Annotated in this window: 17 protein-coding genes; 8 read left to right on the plus strand and 9 right to left on the minus strand. The window is 47.6% G+C overall.

Going from position 1 to position 20,862, the window contains the following annotated elements:
• Positions 1-718: 718 nt before the first annotated feature.
• The 3 genes from clpB to rluD form a co-directional block, all read right to left on the minus strand.
• Positions 719-3,295, minus strand: coding sequence for an ATP-dependent chaperone ClpB (gene clpB / locus HGP28_RS04810; RefSeq protein WP_168835331.1), 2,577 nt, complete (start codon positions 3,293-3,295; stop codon positions 719-721).
• Positions 3,296-3,378: 83 nt separating this feature from the next.
• Entirely contained in the window at positions 3,379-4,134 is a 756-nt protein-coding gene (pgeF, locus tag HGP28_RS04815) for a peptidoglycan editing factor PgeF (RefSeq protein WP_168835332.1), read from the minus strand.
• Positions 4,135-4,137: 3 nt separating this feature from the next.
• On the minus strand, positions 4,138-5,115 hold the full coding sequence (rluD, locus tag HGP28_RS04820; RefSeq protein ID WP_168835333.1) for a 23S rRNA pseudouridine(1911/1915/1917) synthase RluD: 978 nt from the start codon (positions 5,113-5,115) through the stop codon (positions 4,138-4,140).
• A gap of 136 nt (positions 5,116-5,251) precedes the next feature.
• Between rluD and HGP28_RS04825 the strand changes: the two genes are divergently transcribed.
• The 4 genes from HGP28_RS04825 to yjjX all read left to right on the plus strand — a co-directional run bounded on the left by HGP28_RS04825 (position 5,252) and on the right by yjjX (position 9,154).
• Positions 5,252-5,995, plus strand: a complete 744-nt coding sequence (locus HGP28_RS04825; RefSeq protein WP_168835334.1) for an outer membrane protein assembly factor BamD — start codon at positions 5,252-5,254, stop codon at positions 5,993-5,995.
• A gap of 521 nt (positions 5,996-6,516) precedes the next feature.
• Entirely contained in the window at positions 6,517-6,846 is a 330-nt protein-coding gene (hpf, locus tag HGP28_RS04830; protein WP_168835335.1) for a ribosome hibernation-promoting factor, HPF/YfiA family, read from the plus strand.
• Positions 6,847-7,439: 593 nt separating this feature from the next.
• Entirely contained in the window at positions 7,440-8,618 is a 1,179-nt protein-coding gene (gene pheA / locus HGP28_RS04835; RefSeq protein WP_168835336.1) for a prephenate dehydratase, read from the plus strand.
• 5 nt (positions 8,619-8,623) lie between these two features.
• Positions 8,624-9,154 carry an inosine/xanthosine triphosphatase gene (yjjX, locus tag HGP28_RS04840; protein WP_168835337.1) on the plus strand — a complete coding sequence of 177 codons (531 nt, stop codon included), beginning with the start codon at positions 8,624-8,626 and terminating at the stop codon, positions 9,152-9,154.
• 45 nt (positions 9,155-9,199) lie between these two features.
• Here the strand turns inward: yjjX and trpR are convergent, their stop codons facing one another.
• Positions 9,200-9,502, minus strand: coding sequence for a trp operon repressor (trpR, locus tag HGP28_RS04845; protein WP_168835338.1), 303 nt, complete (start codon positions 9,500-9,502; stop codon positions 9,200-9,202).
• Positions 9,503-9,524: 22 nt separating this feature from the next.
• Positions 9,525-11,513: a murein transglycosylase gene (gene sltY / locus HGP28_RS04850; protein ID WP_168835339.1), complete on the minus strand. Its 1,989-nt coding sequence runs from the start codon at positions 11,511-11,513 to the stop codon at positions 9,525-9,527.
• A gap of 777 nt (positions 11,514-12,290) precedes the next feature.
• Here sltY and ettA point away from each other — a divergent pair.
• Positions 12,291-13,958: an energy-dependent translational throttle protein EttA gene (ettA, locus tag HGP28_RS04855; RefSeq protein ID WP_168835340.1), complete on the plus strand. Its 1,668-nt coding sequence runs from the start codon at positions 12,291-12,293 to the stop codon at positions 13,956-13,958.
• A gap of 484 nt (positions 13,959-14,442) precedes the next feature.
• Positions 14,443-14,838, plus strand: a complete 396-nt coding sequence (locus HGP28_RS04860) for a PilZ domain-containing protein (protein ID WP_168835341.1) — start codon at positions 14,443-14,445, stop codon at positions 14,836-14,838.
• Here HGP28_RS04860 and tyrA read toward each other — a convergent pair.
• From tyrA to nagZ, 3 genes are all read right to left on the minus strand, one after another.
• Complete coding sequence (gene tyrA / locus HGP28_RS04865; protein ID WP_168835342.1) at positions 14,835-15,962, minus strand: bifunctional chorismate mutase/prephenate dehydrogenase; 1,128 nt, start codon at positions 15,960-15,962, stop codon at positions 14,835-14,837. The genes HGP28_RS04860 and tyrA overlap by 4 nt on opposite strands.
• Before the next feature lie 7 nt (positions 15,963-15,969).
• Positions 15,970-17,046, minus strand: a complete 1,077-nt coding sequence (locus HGP28_RS04870) for a 3-deoxy-7-phosphoheptulonate synthase (protein ID WP_168835343.1) — start codon at positions 17,044-17,046, stop codon at positions 15,970-15,972.
• 140 nt (positions 17,047-17,186) lie between these two features.
• Complete coding sequence (nagZ, locus tag HGP28_RS04875; protein WP_168835557.1) at positions 17,187-18,173, minus strand: beta-N-acetylhexosaminidase; 987 nt, start codon at positions 18,171-18,173, stop codon at positions 17,187-17,189.
• Between the two features lie 166 nt (positions 18,174-18,339).
• Between nagZ and HGP28_RS04880 the strand changes: the two genes are divergently transcribed.
• Both HGP28_RS04880 and murQ read left to right on the plus strand, forming a co-directional pair.
• Positions 18,340-19,449, plus strand: a complete 1,110-nt coding sequence (locus HGP28_RS04880; RefSeq protein ID WP_168835344.1) for an anhydro-N-acetylmuramic acid kinase — start codon at positions 18,340-18,342, stop codon at positions 19,447-19,449.
• Positions 19,450-19,472: 23 nt separating this feature from the next.
• Positions 19,473-20,414 carry an N-acetylmuramic acid 6-phosphate etherase gene (gene murQ, locus HGP28_RS04885; RefSeq protein ID WP_168835345.1) on the plus strand — a complete coding sequence of 314 codons (942 nt, stop codon included), beginning with the start codon at positions 19,473-19,475 and terminating at the stop codon, positions 20,412-20,414.
• 26 nt (positions 20,415-20,440) lie between these two features.
• Here murQ and HGP28_RS04890 read toward each other — a convergent pair whose 3' ends face one another.
• On the minus strand, positions 20,441-20,794 hold the full coding sequence (locus tag HGP28_RS04890; RefSeq protein WP_168835346.1) for a DUF2799 domain-containing protein: 354 nt from the start codon (positions 20,792-20,794) through the stop codon (positions 20,441-20,443).
• Positions 20,795-20,862 lie beyond the last annotated feature (68 nt).

Consider the following 20,862-nt stretch of genomic DNA (forward strand, 5'->3'; position numbering starts at 1 on the left):
TTTTTGTGACTCAATGAATACTGATTCTATCTTTCGATAGTGAATTGACTGTGCTCTTATTGGCTTTCACTTTTAAAAAAGTGAAACAAAACAGCTCAAGGCTGATTTCCAACTTGAATTGGTCACTCAGTTCATTGAAATCAATTTGAAGCCTCTCTTTATATAAGAGAAGTTTCTAATTGGATTATCATCAACGAGTGCCCACACAGATTGATAGGTTTATATTGTTAAAGAGCTTTCGTTCTTCGCTTTGCTCAGAACGGACGGCCATTTTAGCGATTTCGATTATACTGTCAATGACTTTTTAATCGAATTTTCAACTTAATGCCTTGGCGCTACCAGTAAGTGTATTTAACACACCTCCCTGACAACGAGAGCGGATTATAGAGTGAAATTATTCCCTGGCAAGCGTTATTTTAGTGACCACGCACCGTTTGAATGCAACTCAACCACTTCGCGCATTTTACAAACAAAATACACTTGATATACCGCGCTCCTAAATGCCTAAGGGGCAGACGCCCCACAAGCCACACAGCAAGCTCTGTCGTATGGCCTGTGAATAAGCACCTATTCGTTTATACCCTTTCCACTTGAAGTTTCAGCTGTGTTGGCTGGGTCTCACAAACCTCATCACACAATTCGTCTATATTCACGAAGTGCTCAGAGGCTTTGCTCGTTTGCCGCCTACCTGCAACCCCAAGTTGTTTGGGTATACGCGTTATAATTGGTGAATCAAGATTTGCTGGTTACTCTCCAACAATTGCACTTTTTTGTCAGGTACTATTCTTCCCGATAAAATTTCTTTTGCCAATGGATTCTCAACACTTTGCTGAATTGCCCGTTTTAATGGCCGTGCGCCATATACTGGGTCAAACCCTACCTCGGCAATTAACTCAAGCGCTTTCTCCGACACTTCCAGCTGGTATCCTCGTTCTTCCATTCGTTTAGCTAGTCGAGCAAGCTGAATAGAGGCAATCGACTTGATGTGCTCTTTACCTAGAGGGTGGAACACAACACTTTCATCAACTCGATTTAAAAACTCCGGTCTAAAGTGTTTGCTCACCACCTCCATTACCGCTGCTTTTATACCGTTGTAATCCAACGTGGCAAAATTCTCCTGAATACGCGATGAACCTAGATTCGATGTCATGATCACAACCGTATTACGAAAATCGACTGTGCGTCCTTGTCCATCGGTCAATCGACCGTCATCCAATACCTGTAGTAAAATATTGAATACATCAGGGTGCGCTTTTTCTACCTCATCGAGCAAAATTACCGAATAAGGCTTTCGGCGAACAGCTTCGGTTAAGTAGCCTCCCTCTTCGTAGCCGACGTAGCCAGGAGGCGCGCCGACCAATCGTGCGACAGAGTGCTTTTCCATAAATTCAGACATATCAATGCGCACCATTGCATCTTCGCTGTCAAACATGAAGCTGGCTAAGGTCTTACACAGTTCCGTTTTACCCACGCCTGTCGGCCCTAAAAATAAAAATGAACCAATTGGTTTATTTGGATCAGACAGCCCAGCTCGACTACGACGGATCGCGTTGGAAACGACCTCGACCGCTTCTTTCTGCCCTATCACTCGATTATGAAGCACTTCTTCCATTCGTAGCAGCTTCTCTTTTTCCGCTTCCAACATTTTGGATACGGGGATCCCGGTCTGCTTTGAGAGTACTTCGGCGATTTCGTTATCGGTGACTTTATTCCGTAGCAGCGTCATTTCCTGCATTTCAGCTTGTGTCGCGAGATCGAGTTGTTTTTCCAAATCAGGGATGCGCCCATATTGCAACTCAGACATACGATTGAGATCGCCAGCGCGTCGGGCAATTTCCATATCCATTCGCGCTTGCTCTAACGCCGCTTTGATGTGCTGCGTACCAGATAATGCCGCTTTTTCCGCATTCCACACTTCTTCCAGCTCGGCAAATTCACGCTCGCGCTCATGCAACTCATCATTTAATATTTCAAGCCGTTTGGTACTCGCATCATCACTCTCATTACTTAAAGCTTGTTGCTCTATTTTGAGCTGAATAATGCGACGTTCCAATTTGTCGAGCGACTCAGGTTTTGAATCGATTTGCATTCGAATACTCGATGCCGCTTCATCGATAAGATCAATCGCTTTATCAGGTAATTGACGGTCTGAAATGTAACGATGTGACAACGTGGCTGCTGCCACTATCGCCGGATCAGTAATTTCCACATGATGATGAAGCTCATAGCGCTCTTTTAATCCACGCAAAATGGCGATGGTATCTTCTACAGAGGGCTCATCGACCAGTACTTTTTGAAAACGTCGCTCAAGCGCAGGATCTTTTTCAATGTATTGACGATATTCATCAAGTGTCGTCGCACCGACGCAATGCAGCTCCCCTCGCGCTAAGGCAGGTTTGAGCATATTCCCCGCATCCATTGAGCCTTCGCCTTTTCCAGCGCCCACCATAGTATGGATTTCATCAATGAAGAGAATGACATTGCCTTCTTCTTTTGCAAGTTCATTGAGCACCGATTTTAATCGCTCTTCAAACTCACCACGGTATTTTGCCCCAGCAATGAGCGAGCCCATATCGAGTGAGAGTACGCGGCGCCCTCTCAGACCTTCGGGAACCTCATTGTTGACGATGCGTTGCGCCAATCCTTCAACAATGGCGGTTTTACCCACGCCAGGCTCACCAATAATGACGGGGTTATTTTTCGTTCTGCGCTGCAGCACTTGAATGGTGCGGCGGATCTCGTCATCTCGACCAATGACAGGGTCCAGTTTTCCTTGCTCCGCTCGCTCTGTTAGATCTATCGTGAATTTTTCTAACGCTTGACGCAATTCCTCGGCATTTTGATCGTTTACTTTTTGCCCGCCACGGATCTTTTCAATCGCTTGATTAACATTGGTTTCAGTTAACCCGACCTGTTTCAGCAGAGCACCAAGTGGGCCTTTGTCATCCAACGCTGCAATCAGGAATATCTCTGACGAGATGTAAGCATCTTGTCTTTTTTGCGCCACTTTGTCGCACAAATTAAACAAGGCACCCATTGAGCTCGACAGCTGCACATCCCCACCAATACCGCTCACTTTAGGCAAGCGATCTAGAATTTCAGCCAGTTTAGAACGCAGCTGCATTACATCAACATTAAGCATGGTCAATAGGGGACGAATCGGACTGCCATCTTGATCTAATAATGCCACCATGAGATGGACGGGTTCGATGTATTGATGATCGCGACCGAGCGCAAGTGATTGCGCATCGGAGATCGCGATTTGAAATTTACTGGTAAATCGATCAAGACGCATAAGCTTTCTTCCTACCTTACAAAATCAGTGCGAACAGTAAGAAGATGGTTTCGAGTTGAACGATTTTCAAGTGGAGGGAATGATTAAAACTGAGGTTCGATCCAGATAAAGGTGGCTTGCCTTCCTGTCACACCATCTCGCCGATAAGAGTAGAAACGCTCGGGGTCAGCAAAGGTGCAGCAATCTGAGAAATAGATCTGATTCACCCCAACTTGCCGCAAGCGCATTGCTGCCAGTTGAGGTAGATCCGCTAAATATTTCTTAGGCGTTTTAAGCAACGGCTCTGCAATAGCAAAAAACGCTTGCTCGGCCTGTGGCTGAACATCACAAAAAGCGTCACGCACATCTTCCCCGACTTCAAATGCTTTAGGCCCGATGGCGGGCCCAATCCAGGCCATGATGTCACCTGTCATCAATGCGGCGGTTTTTTCAACGATACCATCGGCCAAACCTCGCCAACCCGCATGGACTGCCGCGACTTGATTGCCTTGTGTATTCGTTAGCACAATAGGCAAACAATCCGCGGTCATGACGGCACAAACCACACCTGGTGTTGCAGTCCAAGATGCGTCCGCCGCAATAGCAGAGGCGCTGAACGTTCGATTTGGTTCAATCAGCTTAACCACATCGGTTGAGTGCGTTTGCTCAAGCCAAGTCGGAGGATTTGGCATCCCAAGTCGCGCTGCGATTTCACGCCGATTGGTATTAACCGCCGTAGCATCATCTCCAACATGCAATCCAAGGTTCCAACCTTCATAGGGAAAGTGGGAGAAACCGCCTTCCCGAGTGGTTGAGATTGCCTTTACCTGACTGGGCGCAGGCCAGTGTGCATGAATCACGGCTTAAAACTCGTCTGGTAATCCGTGGAGTTCAGTGTCTTCGCGCAATGCATCGGCCATGATCACCATATCGTCTGGCACCGGCGCATGGAACTCGAGCTCTTCGCCAGTGATCGGGTGAGCAAACCGCAACATCACCGCATGCAGTGCTTGGCGGTCAAAACCACGGATCATTTCTGCAAGCTCTTGCGTTGCGCCAGATGGAATGCGCGCACGTCCACCATAAGCCACATCACCCAACAGTGGATGTTGTAAATACGCCATATGGACTCGAATTTGGTGAGTACGACCGGTTTCCAAACGCAAACGGATACGAGTGTGCTCACGGAAATGCTCTGCCACACGGTAATGCGTAACCGCCGGTTTACCCATAGGACTCACAGCCATAAGGGTACGTTTGGTGCTGTGGCGACCAATCGGTTTATCTACTTTACCGCCAGCAGTCATACGACCAATGGCAATCGCTTCATATTCACGAGTGATGTTACGTTTTTGCAATGCGCGAACAAGGCGAGTTTGTGATTGAACAGTTTTTGCCACCACCATAAGACCGGTGGTGTCTTTATCTAGACGGTGGACAATCCCCGCTCGAGGCACTTCGGCAATAGCAGGGAAATGAAACAAAAGGGCATTCAGAACCGTCCCATCTGGAGTTCCTGCACCAGGGTGCACCACAAAATCACGCGGCTTATTAATTACGATAATATCATCATCTTCATAAACGATATCCAGAGGAATGTCTTGCGCCTCCCAGCGCACCTCATCTTCCAGCTCCGCTTGAACGGTAATTTGCTCTCCACCCATCACTTTGGTACGAGGTTTTGTCACCACTTCACCGTTAACCGCTACGCGCCCATCCACTAACCACTCTTTGAGGCGTGAACGTGAGAAATCGGCAAACAATTCTGCAATGGCTTGGTCCAAACGCTGGCCCAATTGACTATCTTTTACGGTATTTGTTAATTCTATCTGCTGAGCCATATCGAACTTTTTTAAAAACAGTGAGACTAAAGCTCACTACTGTGGAAAAATAGAGTATTACCTCATTGTATCTGTTACTGCTAAGAAAGTAACGGCAGGTCACAAAATATTTAGAACCAAGGAACCGACTCCTGACATGAAACTGCACACTTTATCAGGTCTACTTGCTCTGTCTTTGCTCGTAGGATGTGAAAGCACTGAACAGATTGTTCCAGATGTGCCACCCGCCGAGTTATACAACGACGCTCAAAATCAGCTTCAAGCTGGCAATTGGCTCACGGCAATTGAAAAGCTTGAGGCGCTGGACTCACGTTATCCTTTTGGCGCGTATTCTGAGCAAGTGCAGCTTGACTTAATCTATGCGTATTACAAAAACGATGATTTGCCGCTCGGCCTCGCAACAATTGCGCGTTTCATGCGCCTAAACCCTACTCACGATAAAATGGATTGGGTGCTCTACATGCGTGGGCTTACTCACATGTCGCAAGATCGTAATTTTATGCATGACATTTTTAACACCAATCGTGCTGATCGCGATCCTGAGCCTGTTCGCAAAGCGTTTGACGACTTTAAGAAATTACTGCAGCGCTACCCCAACAGCCCTTACGCAGAAGATGCGCAATCACGCATGGTGGCGTTAAAAAATCGTCTTGCCGATTATGACTTAGCGACCGCTGATTTTTATTTACGCCGCGAAGCGTGGATTGCAGCTATCAATCGCTGCCAAGAACTACAAAAGTCATTTCCAGACACGCAAGCTGCGCGCAAATGTCTGCCTATTCAGCTGTCAGCTTATCAAGCATTAAATCTAGCGGAAGGCATCGAGCGCACTGAGGCACTCATTCAGCTTAATCCGGTAACGCGCGACACCAACAACTAAGTCCGCTCAAACCAAACCACTCAAAGCAGCGTTCATAACGCTGCTTTTTTATCTCTAGTGAGATAGCTAAAGGCTCAAACAAACGGCAAACGAACAAAGCCTCTGAACATATATGGGGATAGATGAACCATGTGATGAGGTTTGTGAGAGCTCGCCAACAACGCTGCAACTTCAAGTGGAAAGGGTATAAAGACAAAGAAACCGTATTGAAGCAAGAAGACATGAAAAAACGTGAGGATTCTCTCACTTTAATGGCGTTTAAAAAAACATCAGACGAGAAATTTAGGCCGTAACAATGCACTAAAAACAGCGCGTTCTTAGCGATTAACCATTCCACTTTACGGGTTTTACTCACAATCACAAGTCATTTTCGACAATTGATGAAACAGTTCTTGCGGAAGATCACATTCACCCATTCGACTCAAAAATAGCAAAAATTTCGTGATTTGTGTCACAAAAAAATCCTCAAAGAACGGTAGTCTGAACTTAACCCATGAGGGATGACACAGAGGAAACACTATATGAAAGTAAACATCACTGGCAAAAACATCGACATCACCTCTGCTATCCGCACGCACATCGAGAGCAAATTCAAGAAACTTGAAAAATGGCAAGTTGACATTATTGGCTGCCAAGCCACATTCAGCGAAGAGCCTAACAAACACATGCGCTTTGAGGCCGTGATTAAAGTACCTCGAGGCCAGCTTATCGCCTCTGCAACCAACGAAGATTTGTATGCCGCAGTTAATGAAGTAGAGCAAAAACTAGAACGACAACTCAACAAACTGCGCCATAAACCCGAAGCTCGCCGTGCTGATAAGCCAGAGCCCATGCTCGAAGAAGAGGAATAAGACCGATTCATATGGTCAGTTGCGTGAACGTTAACTCAGAGCAGTCTCTACATCTAGTGAATATAAGCATGAGGCCCTGATAGCACCGGCTGTTTACCCTGAGAAACACTCATTGAAGTAAATCAAAATGACTGACCTAAAATAGCGCCCAATGGCGCTATTTTTTTGCTTGACGCTGTTATAGCGGATGCTTATTGTGTCTTAGCATCATGTATCCCGGTTATATTATACCCAAGTGACCTCAAGATACTGGATTCAGAGCCTACTCACTGGGCTGAGAGCAAGGCAAACAACGCAGCGAAATAGCCAGTCTATTTTCAAGTTGTTTAACGCAGCCGTCGGTTCAGTGATTGGCTCCCAAAGGGCGAGCTGCCTTGGTTCATCAGCTTTGTTGACGATTTTCGATTGAGAACCACTCAATCTTCAAATCTTCGCCTCACTGACAAACCAAGTCATGCTCGCTGAACCATACATCTTGAGGTTACTTGGGTATAGAATGCCACCATCCCGCAATGGTATTTATTCTGGGCATATCAATAGAGCTAGCTAACCTCCAGCGCTTACGGAGGTTTTTTTATATAAGGAAAGCGAGAATGAGCGAGCAAGCACTCTCACTGGATGAGATTCGATTAAGACTGAATGAATTAGATGACAAGTTACTGCAACTCCTTTCCGAGCGCCGCTCATTGAGTATCGAAGTTGCTAAAAGTAAAGTCGAAACGGCCAAACCGGTTCGTGATGCGACGCGCGAACAGCAACTTTTAGTGAAACTTATTACTAATGGTCGTGAAAAGTATCAATTGGATGCTCAGTACATCACTAAACTGTTTCACACCATCATCGAAGACTCTGTCTTATTGCAGCAAAGCTATTTACAAAATCTCGCAAATCCTCAGCACATTCGCAAGCCTCTGGCGCGTGTTGCCTTTTTAGGTTCCAAAGGCTCTTATTCCCATCTGGCGAGCCGTGAGTATTTCAGCCGTCGTAATACTGAGCTTATCGAGCTCAATTGTGAGCGCTTTAAGGAAGTCACTCAAACCGTCGAATCTGGCCATGCCGACTATGGCGTATTGCCGATTGAAAACACCAGTTCAGGTTCAATTAATGAAGTGTACGATTTACTCCAGCACACCACGCTCTACATTGTGGGAGAATTAACACTGCCGATTGAACACTGCTTGGTCGGCACTCAAGATATTCGCCTTGAAGCCCTCACCACACTCTATTCGCACCCACAACCACATCAGCAATGCAGCGAATTTCTCAGTCGACTCAAAGGGGTGACACTCAAGACCTGTGCCAGTACTGCCGATGCAATGAAAAAAGTGAAAGCTCTAGGGCGCAGTGATGTTGCCGCGATTGGTAACGCATCAAGTGGTAAACTTTATGGTTTACAACCGATCCAAGGCAACATCGCCAATCAAACAGAAAATCACACGCGCTTTATTGTGGTCGCACGTAAAGCCGTTGAAGTGTCCCCTCAAATTCCAGCAAAAACCACCCTGATTATGTCGACGTCGCAAGAAGCCGGTTCGCTGGTTGAAACCCTTTTGGTTCTGCGTCGCTATGGCATTAACATGACAAAATTAGAGTCGCGCCCGATAATGGGTAACCCCTGGGAAGAGATGTTCTATGTTGACTTAGAGGCTCACCTTGCTGCAGACAATATGCAAGAGGCAATCCTTGAACTGACGAAACTGACCAAGCACCTCAAAGTGCTGGGCTGTTATCCCAGTGAAAACATCAAGCCCACTCAAGTTAAGTTGAATTAACGCATATGACTCAACAAACAGTGGTCATTGCTTCGCGCAATCCGGCCAAAATCGCCGCGGTCGAAAGTGCGTTTCGCAGCACTTGGCCTGCACAAGACTTTACTTTTGTCGGTTATAACGCCATTAGTGGTGTCGCCGCTCAGCCAATGAGCAGCGCTGAGACTCGTCTCGGTGCCAGAAATCGCGTAGCTGATTCACAGCGCGCGCATCCTAAGGCGGATTTTTACGTTGGACTAGAAGCGGGCGTTGAAGAAGGGATGACTTTTGCTTGGATGGTCATTGAATCGAAAACACAGCGGGGAGAATCTCGCTCTGCCAGCTTGATGCTGCCTCCAGCGGTGGCCGCAGAACTCACGCCGACCAACGAGCTGGGCGATGTCATGGACAGGGTCTTTGCCACCCATAACATCAAGCAACGCGGGGGTGCAATTGGCCTACTTACTGGCCATCAACTCACCCGCAGCTCGGTATACCACCAAGCGCTCGTACTCGCGTTAATTCCTTTTATTAACCCAACCCATTTTCCAACCTCGTAAGGTGTATGCCCAAGTAACGTCAAGCTGCTTGGGTATCTTTGCGTCTTAAGATTCTGTAACCCCAAGCAACACACTCAATTGAGCGCGTTCTTGATCCGATTTTGATTTTAATTCATTGGAACCACGCGTTATTGTGGCAACGCCCACCCCAAGCATTTGACTAATTTGTCGCTGCGATAACTCACCCTTTAGCAGCTCTCGAAAAATATTCACTCGCGCAATAAGCGCGTCGCGCTCATCCGGTGTCATCAAGCTGGTTAGCAACATAGTGTGCTGATCTTGCGCCGCACTGTGCTGCACAAGCGTCATAATTTGTTGCCAATCTCGAAATTCAGGTTGTTGTGACATCGTTGATACCTAATTTTTTCATTTAATAGCGATGATTGAGCTCGTTTGGCGTTATGAAGTCGCCTTGCAAATCGAGCAAATAACGATAATACGTCTCAAACATCAAAATATTTTGCACATAACCGCGCGTCTCTTTAAATGGAATGGCCTCGATAAACGCATACACATCGACGCTTCCCTTAGTACGAGCTCGCCAAGTTTTAACTCGGTGAGGGCCGGCATTATAAGCCGCTAATGCAAAGATACGGTTATTGTCATATTGATCCAGCAAGCCTTTCAAGTATTGACTGCCAATTTCAATATTTTTCCCGACATTATAAAGCTGATCGCTGTCGTGATAAGCAATTTGATATTTTCTTGCTGTGTAGGCGGCAGTTTTCGGCATGATTTGCATCAGACCTCGCGCGCCGACAGGCGAACGTGCTTGTCCGTCAAGCGCACTCTCTTGCCGTGCTAACGACAGCAAGGTAACCAAATCAATTTGATGTTTTTTGGCGTAAAAATCAAAACGCTTTTGATAAGCCAACGGAAAACGAACCGTTAAGTCATTCCACATCTTAGCTTTGATGCTCGCTTTGACACTTAAATGAGGCCAACCCATTTTAGCCGCATAGACCGCGAGGTGAGGTTTTTCACTATCAGAGGCCAAGCGCAGCGTATGAATCCATTCACTTTTAGCCGCTGATAACTTGCCTAATGCAACCAACTCCTCGATTCGCATCAGCGCCGAGTCATGTGGCTCAATCTGAGTCGGGTCAAGCTGCTGACGCTGCACCGGATAACGATATGGAACCGAGAGATATTGCGCGGCTGCGACACTGTAAAAATTACGCTGTCCCAGCAATGTTTTTAAACGCGCGTGCCCCTCCTCGGTAAAACCACGGAAAATATCGCTCCGTGCAAGCCAGAACTGCCAGCGCTGAGAGTGACGCAGCTTTGGCGATAAACGCTCGGCCCAAAGCGGCAGCGCAGACCAATCGCCTTGCTGAATCGCCAAACGCAAGCGCCGTTCAATCAAAGCATCATTTTGACTGTTGACTATCACATCATCACGCCAAATCGCCAACGGCTGAGATTCGGTCTGAAATAGCCGCCATGCCATAAACGTCGACACCTCTTGATACAGCGCTTTTGGCCACTTCAACGCTTGCGCGACCTTATCAAGCTGCGCCTGCGCTTTTGCCACATCTTGCCTTGCCCACAATTTTAGCGCGATGGCGCTTTGCTGCTGGGTATACTGTGTTGCCATTTGCTGTTTGGCAAAATGCGTCACGCTTTTAGGGTTGCGCTGCAAGTCCACTAACGCCTTCGCTTGTTGTTTGGCCACAAGCGATTGAGGCATTCGACTCAAATAACGCACCAGACTTCGATTACGCGCGGCAAACGCCAGCTGCATGCGCTCAATAATTAGCGCATCGGTTCGACCGCCACTATCGGCCCACCAACGAAAAAGACCATCGCAAGCATCATCCACACTTTGACCATTGAGCCATAAATTACGCGCGCCATGTGAGGCTTCATCTGCCTGATCGGTTTTTGCCAGCGCAGTATAATAAATGCAGCGATAGCGCTCTGACTTTGGTGTTGTGGGATGAAATTCAACAATGTCGCGCCAAGCTTGACGTTTGAACAACAAATCCAAATACGGCGCGGCTATGCGAGTGGAAAAAGGCAGACTCTGATGAGTGCCGACAAACTGCTGCACTTCCTTCACGGAGTGCTTGGACAAGTTTTGTTTGAAAACTCGATAATCGAGGTACGGTACTAGCGGGTAGTCGGTCAATTTATTGCGTAATGCTTGATACTTCTTTTGCTGATTAGTTTTGAGTGCGAGCTGAGCCTGACGATACCATTCTCGAGATTGCTTTAGATTTTCTTGGGTTAACTCATTTTGGGAGCGGTGATCTTGTGCCGCCCATGCCATAGAAGGAAATGCACACATAATGACACAGCCATACATAAGAGCATTACGCAGCTGACGTTGAAGTCCAGCCACAAAACCAAACAGCATATTGTGCCTCCTTGCATTATCGATGGCGCTTATCCCCTCTCCAGCTAACGTCACTGAGACATAGCCTACACCCAAACAACTTGGACATGCAGGTAGGCGGCGCGCGAACAAAGCCTCTGAGCTCGTCGTGAACATAGATAAACGATGCGATGAGGTTTGTGAGAGCCAGCCCGATACTTCGTAGTGGAAAGCGCTGCAACATCAAGTCGGACGGGTATATACCCAAGTAACCTCAAGATGCTGGATTCAGAGCCAGCTCACTAAGCTGAGAGCAAGGCAAACAACGCAACGAAATAGCCAGTCTATTTTCAAGTTGTTTAACGCACTTTCGTTACAACAAAAAGCGGTTCAGTGATTGGCTCCCAAGGGGCGAGTTGCCTTGGTTCATCAGCTTTGTTGACGATTTTCGATTGAGAGCCACTCAATCTTCAAATCCTCGCCTCACTGACAAACCAAGTCATTCTCGCTGAACCATGCATCTTGAGGTTACTTGGGTATATATAACTTTAGTTAACTTAGATAAAAATCGCATTACAACTTTCGACTTGTTTCTTGTCGCACATCGACTGGCCGATGCGGCATCAATCACAGAAGGTGATATTGCCTTTATCATCCAATCGAGCTAAGCAGAGTATTCGTCTGAGTCCCCTTGAGCTTAGTCAATGATGGTATAGAATGGTCATTTTTGGATATGCCGAAATCATTTGACGTTTCAGTCGGCACGCCGACGTCATGTCTCATCAAACCGGTATAAAACAACATTAGGAACGATCGGCAATGGCTGAATACGTGTATACCATGTCGCGGGTGAGCAAAATCGTGCCACCCAAGCGTCAAATTCTGAAAAACATTTCTCTGTGTTTCTTTCCCGGCGCAAAAATTGGCGTTTTAGGCCTAAATGGCGCGGGTAAGTCAACCCTGCTGCGCATTATGGCGGGCATCGACACCGACATCGATGGTGAAGCGCGCGCGCAACCTGGGCTCAATGTTGGTTACCTCCCTCAAGAGCCAGTGCTTGATGAAGAAAAAACCGTACGTGAGATTGTTGAAGAAGCGGTTGCCGATGTAGCGGGCGCACTAAAACGCCTTGATGCGGTTTACGCCGCCTACGCAGAGCCTGATGCAGATTTTGACCAATTGGCTAAAGAGCAAGGCGAGCTGGAAGCACTTATTCAAGCCAAAGACGGCCACAACCTTGATAACGCACTTGAACGTGCGGCTGATGCGCTGCGTTTGCCTGAATGGGATGCGAAAATCAAACACCTTTCAGGGGGTGAGCGCCGCCGTGTGGCAATTTGCCGCTTGCTACTTGAAAAGCCCGACATGCTGCTGCTCGACGAACCGACCAACCACTTGGATGCTGAATCCGTTGCTTGGTTAGAACGTTTCCTTGTTGATTATTCAGGAACCGTTGTGGCGATTACCCACGACCGCTACTTCTTAGATAACGCTGCCGGCTGGATTTTAGAACTTGACCGTGGTGAAGGTATTCCTTGGGAAGGTAACTATACCTCATGGCTAGAGCAAAAAGACGCCCGTTTGTCGCAAGAGGCTAGTGCCGAGAAAGCGCGCCAAAAGACCATCGAAAAAGAACTTGAGTGGGTTCGTCAAAACCCGAAAGGTCGTCAAGCCAAATCCAAAGCTCGTATGGCTCGTTTTGAAGAGCTGCAAAACACAGATCATCAAAAACGTAATGAAACGAATGAACTTTTCATTCCACCAGGCGAGCGTCTAGGCGATAAAGTCGTAGAAGTGAAAAACCTCACCAAGTCATTTGATGGCCGTGTTCTCATCGATGATTTGTCATTCAACATGCCTAAAGGGGCGATTGTCGGCATTATCGGTGCTAACGGTGCGGGTAAATCAACCCTATTTAAAATGCTCAGTGGCACCGAACAGCCTGACTCTGGCACGATTGAGATGGGCGATACTGTCAAGTTAGCGTCGGTTGATCAATTCCGTGACTCGATGAACGATAACAATACGGTATTCCAAGAGATCTCTGAAGGCGCAGATATTATTAAAATCAATAACTTTGAGATCCCTGCACGGGCATACTGCTCACGCTTTAACTTCAAAGGCGTTGATCAGCAAAAGCGCATTGGCGAGCTCTCAGGAGGTGAACGGAACCGCGTTCATTTAGCGAAGCTTCTCAAAGCGGGCGGTAACGTGTTACTACTCGATGAGCCGACCAACGATCTTGATGTTGAAACCTTACGGGCACTCGAAGAGGCGTTATTGGAGTTCCCTGGCTGCGCCATGGTTATTTCGCACGACCGCTGGTTCCTTGACCGCATTGCGACTCACATCATCGATTATCGTGATGAAGGCCAAGTGAATTTCTATGAAGGTAACTATACCGAATACATGGAATGGCTGAAGAAGACCTTAGGGCCACAAGCCGCGGAACCTCACCGCATCAAATACAAACGCATTACTAAATAACGTGTCTGTGGTCTGTTTCATCGTGATACGCCACTAATACAAGATAAGGCCGCTTTTGCGGCCTTATCTCTTTTTCAAATTGTTTGGGTATAGCGCTCATATTTTGTGAGCAACTGCGCGGGTTTTGATGTTAAAAACCACGCTTCTTCCATTAGTGCGAGTATAGTATGAAATAGGTTATACCCAAGTGACTTCAAGATGCTGGATTCAGAGCCGGCTCACTGAGCTGAGAGCAAGGCAAACAACGCAGCGAAATAACGAGTCTATTTTCAAGTTGTTTAACGCACTTTCGTTACAATAAAAAGCGGTTCAGTGATTGGCTCCCAAAGGGCGAGCTGTCTTGGCTCATCAGCTTTGTTGACGATTTTCGATTGAGGGCCACTCAATCATCAAATCCTCGCCTCACTGACAAGCCAAGTCATTCTCGCTGAACCACGCATCTTGAGGTTACTTGGGTATAGTCACCGCGCACCGAGAAGAGTCTATGAATGAACGTCGCCGATTTTCACGAATAATCTATCGCGTTCCTGCCACATTAATGCAGGGAAGCACGACTGTGATGACAAAAATTCAAGATCTCTCGCTTCACGGTATGCTAGTGCAATTACCCGAACGGGTCAGTTTTAACGCAAATGAGACGATTGACGTACTATTTACGCTTTCTGGCAGTAATATTCAGATCACGCTCAAAGCCGATATGGTTCGCCACTTCCGTGGTAGCGTAGCCCTAAAGACCCGCCATATCGACATCGATAGCATTACTCATCTGCGACGTTTGGTTGAGCTTAATGTTGGCAATGACACTTTGCTGCACCGAGAGCTTGAACACCTTTCTGATCTCGCCTCGAGCGAGGAATTAGCGCCACCGCTGGAAGATTAACCTCGCTGAATATTATCATTCGCCTGCTTAAGCAAGTTTTGGCTCTCCGCCATAAACTGAGCCGAATAGTCGCCAAACCACGCACTCGTTTGACTAAATTGCTCAACAAACCCCGCTTTATCTTGCGCTTCAAGCAGTTGTAGCGCTTCACCAAAACGGCGATGAAAGCGTTTTATCATCTCAATATTATCGGCAGACGAAAGAATAATATCACCATATAAATGAGGATCTTGGCCGAACAATCGTCCAACCATCGCCAATTCAAGGCGATAAATTGGTGAGCTTAAGGTCAGCAGCTGTGACAAATCCGGGTTTTCTTGGCGCAAATGAAGCCCATAGGCAAATGAGGTGAAATGGCGTAACGCCTGAATCAAAGTCATGCCACGGTCGTGCTCTTCCGCATTAATGGGGCACAAGCTTGCTCCCCAAATGGCAAATTGATCGAGCAGCCACTGGTACTGTTCACGGCCGCGGCCATCGCAATGCACAATGACCTGTTTTGCCAAACTTGGTACATCAGGACCAAACATCGGATGCAGACCGACCACTGGCCCTGAATGAACATTGAGCATCGCTTGCAATGGCGCGGATTTCACTGAGGTCAAATCACATAAAATACAGTCATCTGGTAGATTACTCAGCCTATCAATCACACCAAGCGTCAAGTGAATTGGCACAGTAACCACGACCAAGCCGGCATCAGCTAATAAAGCATCGGCGTTATCCCAATCTTGGCTACCCAAAATTTTCACTTGATAGCCAGACAACTCAAACATTCGCGCAAACAGTTTACCAAGCTGGCCACGCCCACCAACCACCACCACAGAACGCAATTGTGGCTGCAGACACTTAAACCCCGAATCTTTTTCACTGGCGTATGACTCGCGCATTGTACGGCGCAAAATATCTTCAATCAGCTGAGGCGGCACACCCAACTTTTGCGCTTCCTCACGCCGTGACGCTAACATTGCGGCCTCACGATCAGGCGCATAAATGGGCAACCCATGACGACTTTTTACTTCACCAACCTGCTCGACCAGCGCCAAGCGTTGAGCAAGTAACGTTAATATTTGTTTATCAACAGAATCAATTTGGTCGCGCAAGTGCGCCAGTTCCACAGCCATAATCTCGTTATCTTCCTTGTAAACGTTGAGATAAGAATGGCGTCAGCCCCTCATGAGCTCGACGCAATAAACGCTCAGTATCTTGCCAGTTAATACACGCATCGGTAATCGATACGCCATACTCCATATCACACAAAGGAATATCAGAAGCTTGGTTACCCTCATTCAAATGGCTTTCAATCATAAGGCCAATAATGGAGCGATTCCCCTCGCGGATCTGCAAAATGACATCTTCTGCAACTAAGGGCTGACGACGGTAGTCTTTGCGAGAATTAGCATGGCTGCAATCAACCATCAACGAAGCATCCAATCCTGCTGCGGCCATTTCTTGCTCGCATTCCGCCACTGAAACCGAATCGTAATTGGTTTGCTTGCCACCACGCAAAATAACATGACCATTTTGATTGCCTTGGGTGGTCAAAAGCGCCACTTGCCCTTCATGGTTGATCCCCATAAAACGGTGGCTAGAGGCGGCAGCCTGCATTGCGTTAATGGCGGTCGATAAACTGCCATCGGTGCCATTTTTAAAGCCAATCGGCATCGAGAGACCACTGGCCATTTCGCGGTGAGTCTGCGACTCGGTGGTGCGCGCACCAATCGCCGCCCAACTAAAGGTATCAGAAAGATATTGTGGGCTGATGGGATCAAGCGCTTCCGTGGCTAAGGGGATTTCCATTTCCGCCAAATCAATCAATAATTGACGCCCAACATGCAAACCATGTTCGATATCAAAACTGCCATCAAGATGAGGATCGTTAATCAGCCCTTTCCACCCTACAGTGGTCCGTGGTTTTTCAAAATAAACGCGCATCACGATATAAAGCTGATCCGATAACTCTTGTGATAACACTTTTAAGCGTCGAGCATACTCTTTCGCCGCGTCGATATCATGAATCGAGCAAGGCCCACACACCACTAACAGACGAGGATCACGCTTATGGATGATATCGGCAATGTCACGACGCGATTGCTGAATGAAACGTCTTGCGTGATCACTTAAGGGCAACTTTGCTTTTAACTGCTCGGGTGTGATCAACACCTGTTCATCTTGAATATTGATATTACTTAATTCACTACGTTTCATTCAACTCACCTGTATCATAAACTTTACAACCACACCCTTCCATGGATGCCTTACTAATATGAGATCAAAGTTAACAGTCTCACGACAAAATACAAGTGTAAATATAAAAAAACATTAGTGTAAATTTAAATGAACAGCAATCAACTGTCTAGTAACGGCGCTAAAGCCGCTCGCGCATCACGCCACTGAGAAGAGCGAGACAGTGTTTGCCAGTCAAAGGATTGGCGTTTTTTGAGTGCCAAAGCTTGCGGCACATCTGATATAGGCAAATTATCCAATACCTCAATGTGAGCATCACGGCGATTGCACATTAAAAGCATGTCACACCCAGCCGCTAACGCTTGCGTTGCGCGCTCGGCAGGCGTGCCCATAATTGCGGCCGCATTCATGGTTAAATCATCCGAAAAAACGATCCCTTTAAACCCTAACTGTTCTCGTAGTACCGTGTGCAGCCAATAACGAGAGCCACTGGCGGGCTCTGGGTCAAAATGCGGGTAGATCACATGCGCGGGCATCATGGCATCCAAGTTGCCCTGATTAATGTGCGCGCGGAAAATCGCCATATCTTGCGTCAGAATGTCATGTCGCTCATCGCGAGCAACATCATGATGGGTGTCGGTCACTACGCCGCCATGACCGGGGAAGTGCTTACCCGTCGTCGCCATACCTACCAACTTCATTCCCTGCAAATAAGCTTTACTGTGCGTCATAATCGTTTCAAACGACTCGCCAAACGCTCGGTTGCCGATTGCTCGACTGTCAAACCCCTTATCCAATACAGGGGCAAAGCTTAAATCAATATCATGAGCAATCAACTCGGCAGCCATTAACCAGCCGCCCTGATATGCCAGCTCAACACCATTAGGTGCGCTGGCATACTTCGCTGCCGCAGGGATCAGCGAAAAACCGTCTCGAAAGCGCTGTACGCGCCCCCCTTCTTGATCCACGCCAATTAATATCGGCCGTTTTGCAGCCTGACGAATCGCGGCGGTGAGTGCGGCAAGTTGTTGTCGGTCATAAAAATTACGCGTAAATAAAATCAATCCGCCTACAGTCGGATGAGCTAAAAGCTCTTTGTCTTCTGCGCTTAACTCACACCCTTCCACATCAATCCACAAAGGCCCCATTGTCATTCCTCACACTATCTACTTTGCCTTACCTTTTAAGCGAGACAAAAATTACATTCACGAACAACTCAACAAGTATCCGCTCATCAAACCACGTATACTGCCAGCATAACTGGCGCTTGACATCACTTTATCAGGCTTTGACGGCTCATCACGGACCCCTATCATGAATTCATCCAATCTTTATATTGGTGTTATGTCTGGCACCAGTCTCGATGGCGTTGACGTTGCACTCGTACGCTTTCAAGACCACCAGCCAAGGCTCATCGCAAAACTGGATTATCCAATGCCGCTCCCCTTAAAACGGGCGTTGTTAAACGTCAATACGGGGCAGAAAACCAATCTGAAAACGATTGGCGAAATCGATCACCAATTAGGGCATCTCTACGCTGACGCCGTTATTGCCTTACTCAAACAAACAGGGTTTGATGCTCATCAGATTCGCGCAATTGGCAATCATGGTCAAACCGTTTTTCATCAGCCTAACGGTGAGATGCCTTTTACACTGCAACTCGGCGATGCCAATTTGATTGCGGTGCGTACCAGTATTCAAACGATTGCCGATTTTCGCCGCAAAGATATGGCGTTAGGCGGCCAAGGCGCGCCACTGGTTCCCGCGTTTCATCGTCACCTTTTCGCTCAGCCTGATGCATGCACTATTGTGTTAAATATTGGCGGTATTGCCAACATTTCGGTGCTGCACCCGCGCCATCCTGTTATCGGTTTTGATACCGGACCGGGCAACCTGCTGATGGACGCTTGGTGCCAACGACACTTAGATCAAGGCTATGACAAAGACGCTCAATGGGGGCAATCTGGCACTATCGATACTACGCTGCTCACCGCCTTGTTGCGCGATCCTTATTTGACTCAAGATTACCCAAAGAGCACAGGCCGCGAACACTACAATTTATCGTGGTTAGAGCATCAAGCGTCACTTGCGAAGATCCCGCCACAAAATGTTCAGCGCACGCTATGTGAATTTACCGCGCAAACCATCGCCGATGCGATTGCACCTTTTCACCATAGTGCTAAAGATCGTGTCTTGGTGTGTGGCGGTGGAACACATAATCCACTGTTGATGAAAAGAATTCGCGCGAGACTTCCAAGCTGGCAGGTAGAGATAACCTCGGCCCATGGGGTGGATGCCGACCAAATGGAGGCCATCGCGTTTGCGTGGCTTGCCCGCTGTTACATCGAACAAATTCCTAGTAACTTACCCGATGTTACTGGCGCCTCGCGCGCTACATCCTTAGGCGTGAGCTACCTACCATAATTACCGTTTAAAAGGAGTCGCTAATGACAAACGATGCATTGCTGCACGCCCTGTCGCAATTGACCTCAGAGGCTCGCAATCCTGACACTATGGATATCGACCTACTGCCGACGCTCGACTTGCTCACGCGCCTAAATCAACAAGACAAACAAGTCCCTTTGGCTATTGAGCGCAAATTACCGCATATCGCTCAAGCGGTCGATATCATTACGCACGCCTTTCAACAAGGGGGACGCCTGATATATATCGGCGCAGGCACCAGTGGCCGTCTCGGAGTATTAGATGCATCAGAGTGCCCACCCACATTTGGCGTCGATGACAACATGGTTATTGGGCTAATTGCAGGTGGGCACCCTGCGATGTTTAAAGCGCAAGAGGGGGCGGAAGATAATCCTAACCTCGGAGAGGCAGACTTAAAGCAGGTTCAGCTAACCACAAAAGATGTGGTGGTCGGCATTGCCGCCAGTGGGCGCACCCCTTATGTCATTGGCGCGCTAAAATACGCCAGTGCGTTGGGGGCTAAGACCATCGCAGTCTCATGTAATCCCAACGCACCGATTGCCACGCTTTCCGATGTCGCCATCAGTCCCGAGGTCGGCCCTGAAGCGCTGACAGGTTCGACTCGCCTGAAATCTGGGACTGCGCAAAAGTTAGTCTTGAATATGTTAACCACGGCGTCAATGATTCGGTTGGGCAAGAGCTATCAAAACTTAATGGTGGACGTCAAAGCCACAAACGAAAAATTGATCGCCCGCGCTAAACGTATCGTAATGCAAGCAACAGATTGCACCCAAGAGGCGGCAATAGACGCGCTAAAGCAGACCGAATATGACGCTAAGTTGGCGATCATGATGCTTTTAACTCAGCTACCGCTTGAACAAGCCAAAACCTTACTCAACGCTCAATCTGGCTTTTTACGTCAAGCGATAGCATTGCATCACGAAGATCAAAACAGCCGTATTTAGGCCGAGTGCTGCTAGAGTCTGCGGACCTAATAAGTCATGCGAAAGTCTTGGTGGCCACGTTGCCACTCAAGACGAAATCGCTGACCCTGAGGCGTACCCGCACAGGCGCCAAAATACTCTTGCCCCGATAAACCAATCTGGTAAGCAAAGTCGGGGTTACAATATTCGTCCAGCCCTTCAAGATACCCTTCATCATAGTCACTTTGGCGTACCGCCCCAAGCTGCTGAAGCTCGCCCCATGGTCGACTCAACTTACCACTAATGCCATCTCGATAACCTACCTGGTACCAATCCCCATCGCGAACCAACTGCTCTGTGGTATTACTGCAGCCCCAAAGTAAGCCGATACTCAAACAGAGCCAAATTCGAATCCCCACCATTGTTTTTCCTTTTGATAAACAGAAGGCGACCGATATGGCCGCCTTAGAAGTATATACAAGTGAATAAT

Origin of the sequence: Vibrio agarilyticus, assembly GCF_012641465.1 — a bacterium.
GTDB classification, from domain to species: Bacteria; Pseudomonadota; Gammaproteobacteria; order Enterobacterales; family Vibrionaceae; genus Vibrio; species Vibrio agarilyticus.

Bases quoted from the DNA above. Each gene is read 5' to 3' on its own strand.
- clpB (WP_168835331.1), bottom strand. From the start codon at position 3,295: ATGCGTCTTGATCGATTTACCAGTAAATTTCAAATCGCGATCTCCGAT.
- rluD (WP_168835333.1), bottom strand. From the start codon at position 5,115: ATGGCTCAGCAGATAGAATTAACAAATACCGTAAAAGATAGTCAATTG.
- HGP28_RS04825 (WP_168835334.1), top strand. From the start codon at position 5,252: ATGAAACTGCACACTTTATCAGGTCTACTTGCTCTGTCTTTGCTCGTA.
- hpf (WP_168835335.1), top strand. From the start codon at position 6,517: ATGAAAGTAAACATCACTGGCAAAAACATCGACATCACCTCTGCTATC.
- pheA (WP_168835336.1), top strand. From the start codon at position 7,440: ATGAGCGAGCAAGCACTCTCACTGGATGAGATTCGATTAAGACTGAAT.
- yjjX (WP_168835337.1), top strand. From the start codon at position 8,624: ATGACTCAACAAACAGTGGTCATTGCTTCGCGCAATCCGGCCAAAATC.
- trpR (WP_168835338.1), bottom strand. From the start codon at position 9,502: ATGTCACAACAACCTGAATTTCGAGATTGGCAACAAATTATGACGCTT.
- sltY (WP_168835339.1), bottom strand. From the start codon at position 11,513: ATGCTGTTTGGTTTTGTGGCTGGACTTCAACGTCAGCTGCGTAATGCT.
- ettA (WP_168835340.1), top strand. From the start codon at position 12,291: ATGGCTGAATACGTGTATACCATGTCGCGGGTGAGCAAAATCGTGCCA.
- HGP28_RS04860 (WP_168835341.1), top strand. From the start codon at position 14,443: ATGAATGAACGTCGCCGATTTTCACGAATAATCTATCGCGTTCCTGCC.
- tyrA (WP_168835342.1), bottom strand. From the start codon at position 15,962: ATGGCTGTGGAACTGGCGCACTTGCGCGACCAAATTGATTCTGTTGAT.
- HGP28_RS04870 (WP_168835343.1), bottom strand. From the start codon at position 17,046: ATGAAACGTAGTGAATTAAGTAATATCAATATTCAAGATGAACAGGTG.
- nagZ (WP_168835557.1), bottom strand. From the start codon at position 18,173: ATGGGGCCTTTGTGGATTGATGTGGAAGGGTGTGAGTTAAGCGCAGAA.
- HGP28_RS04880 (WP_168835344.1), top strand. From the start codon at position 18,340: ATGAATTCATCCAATCTTTATATTGGTGTTATGTCTGGCACCAGTCTC.
- murQ (WP_168835345.1), top strand. From the start codon at position 19,473: ATGACAAACGATGCATTGCTGCACGCCCTGTCGCAATTGACCTCAGAG.
- HGP28_RS04890 (WP_168835346.1), bottom strand. From the start codon at position 20,794: ATGGTGGGGATTCGAATTTGGCTCTGTTTGAGTATCGGCTTACTTTGG.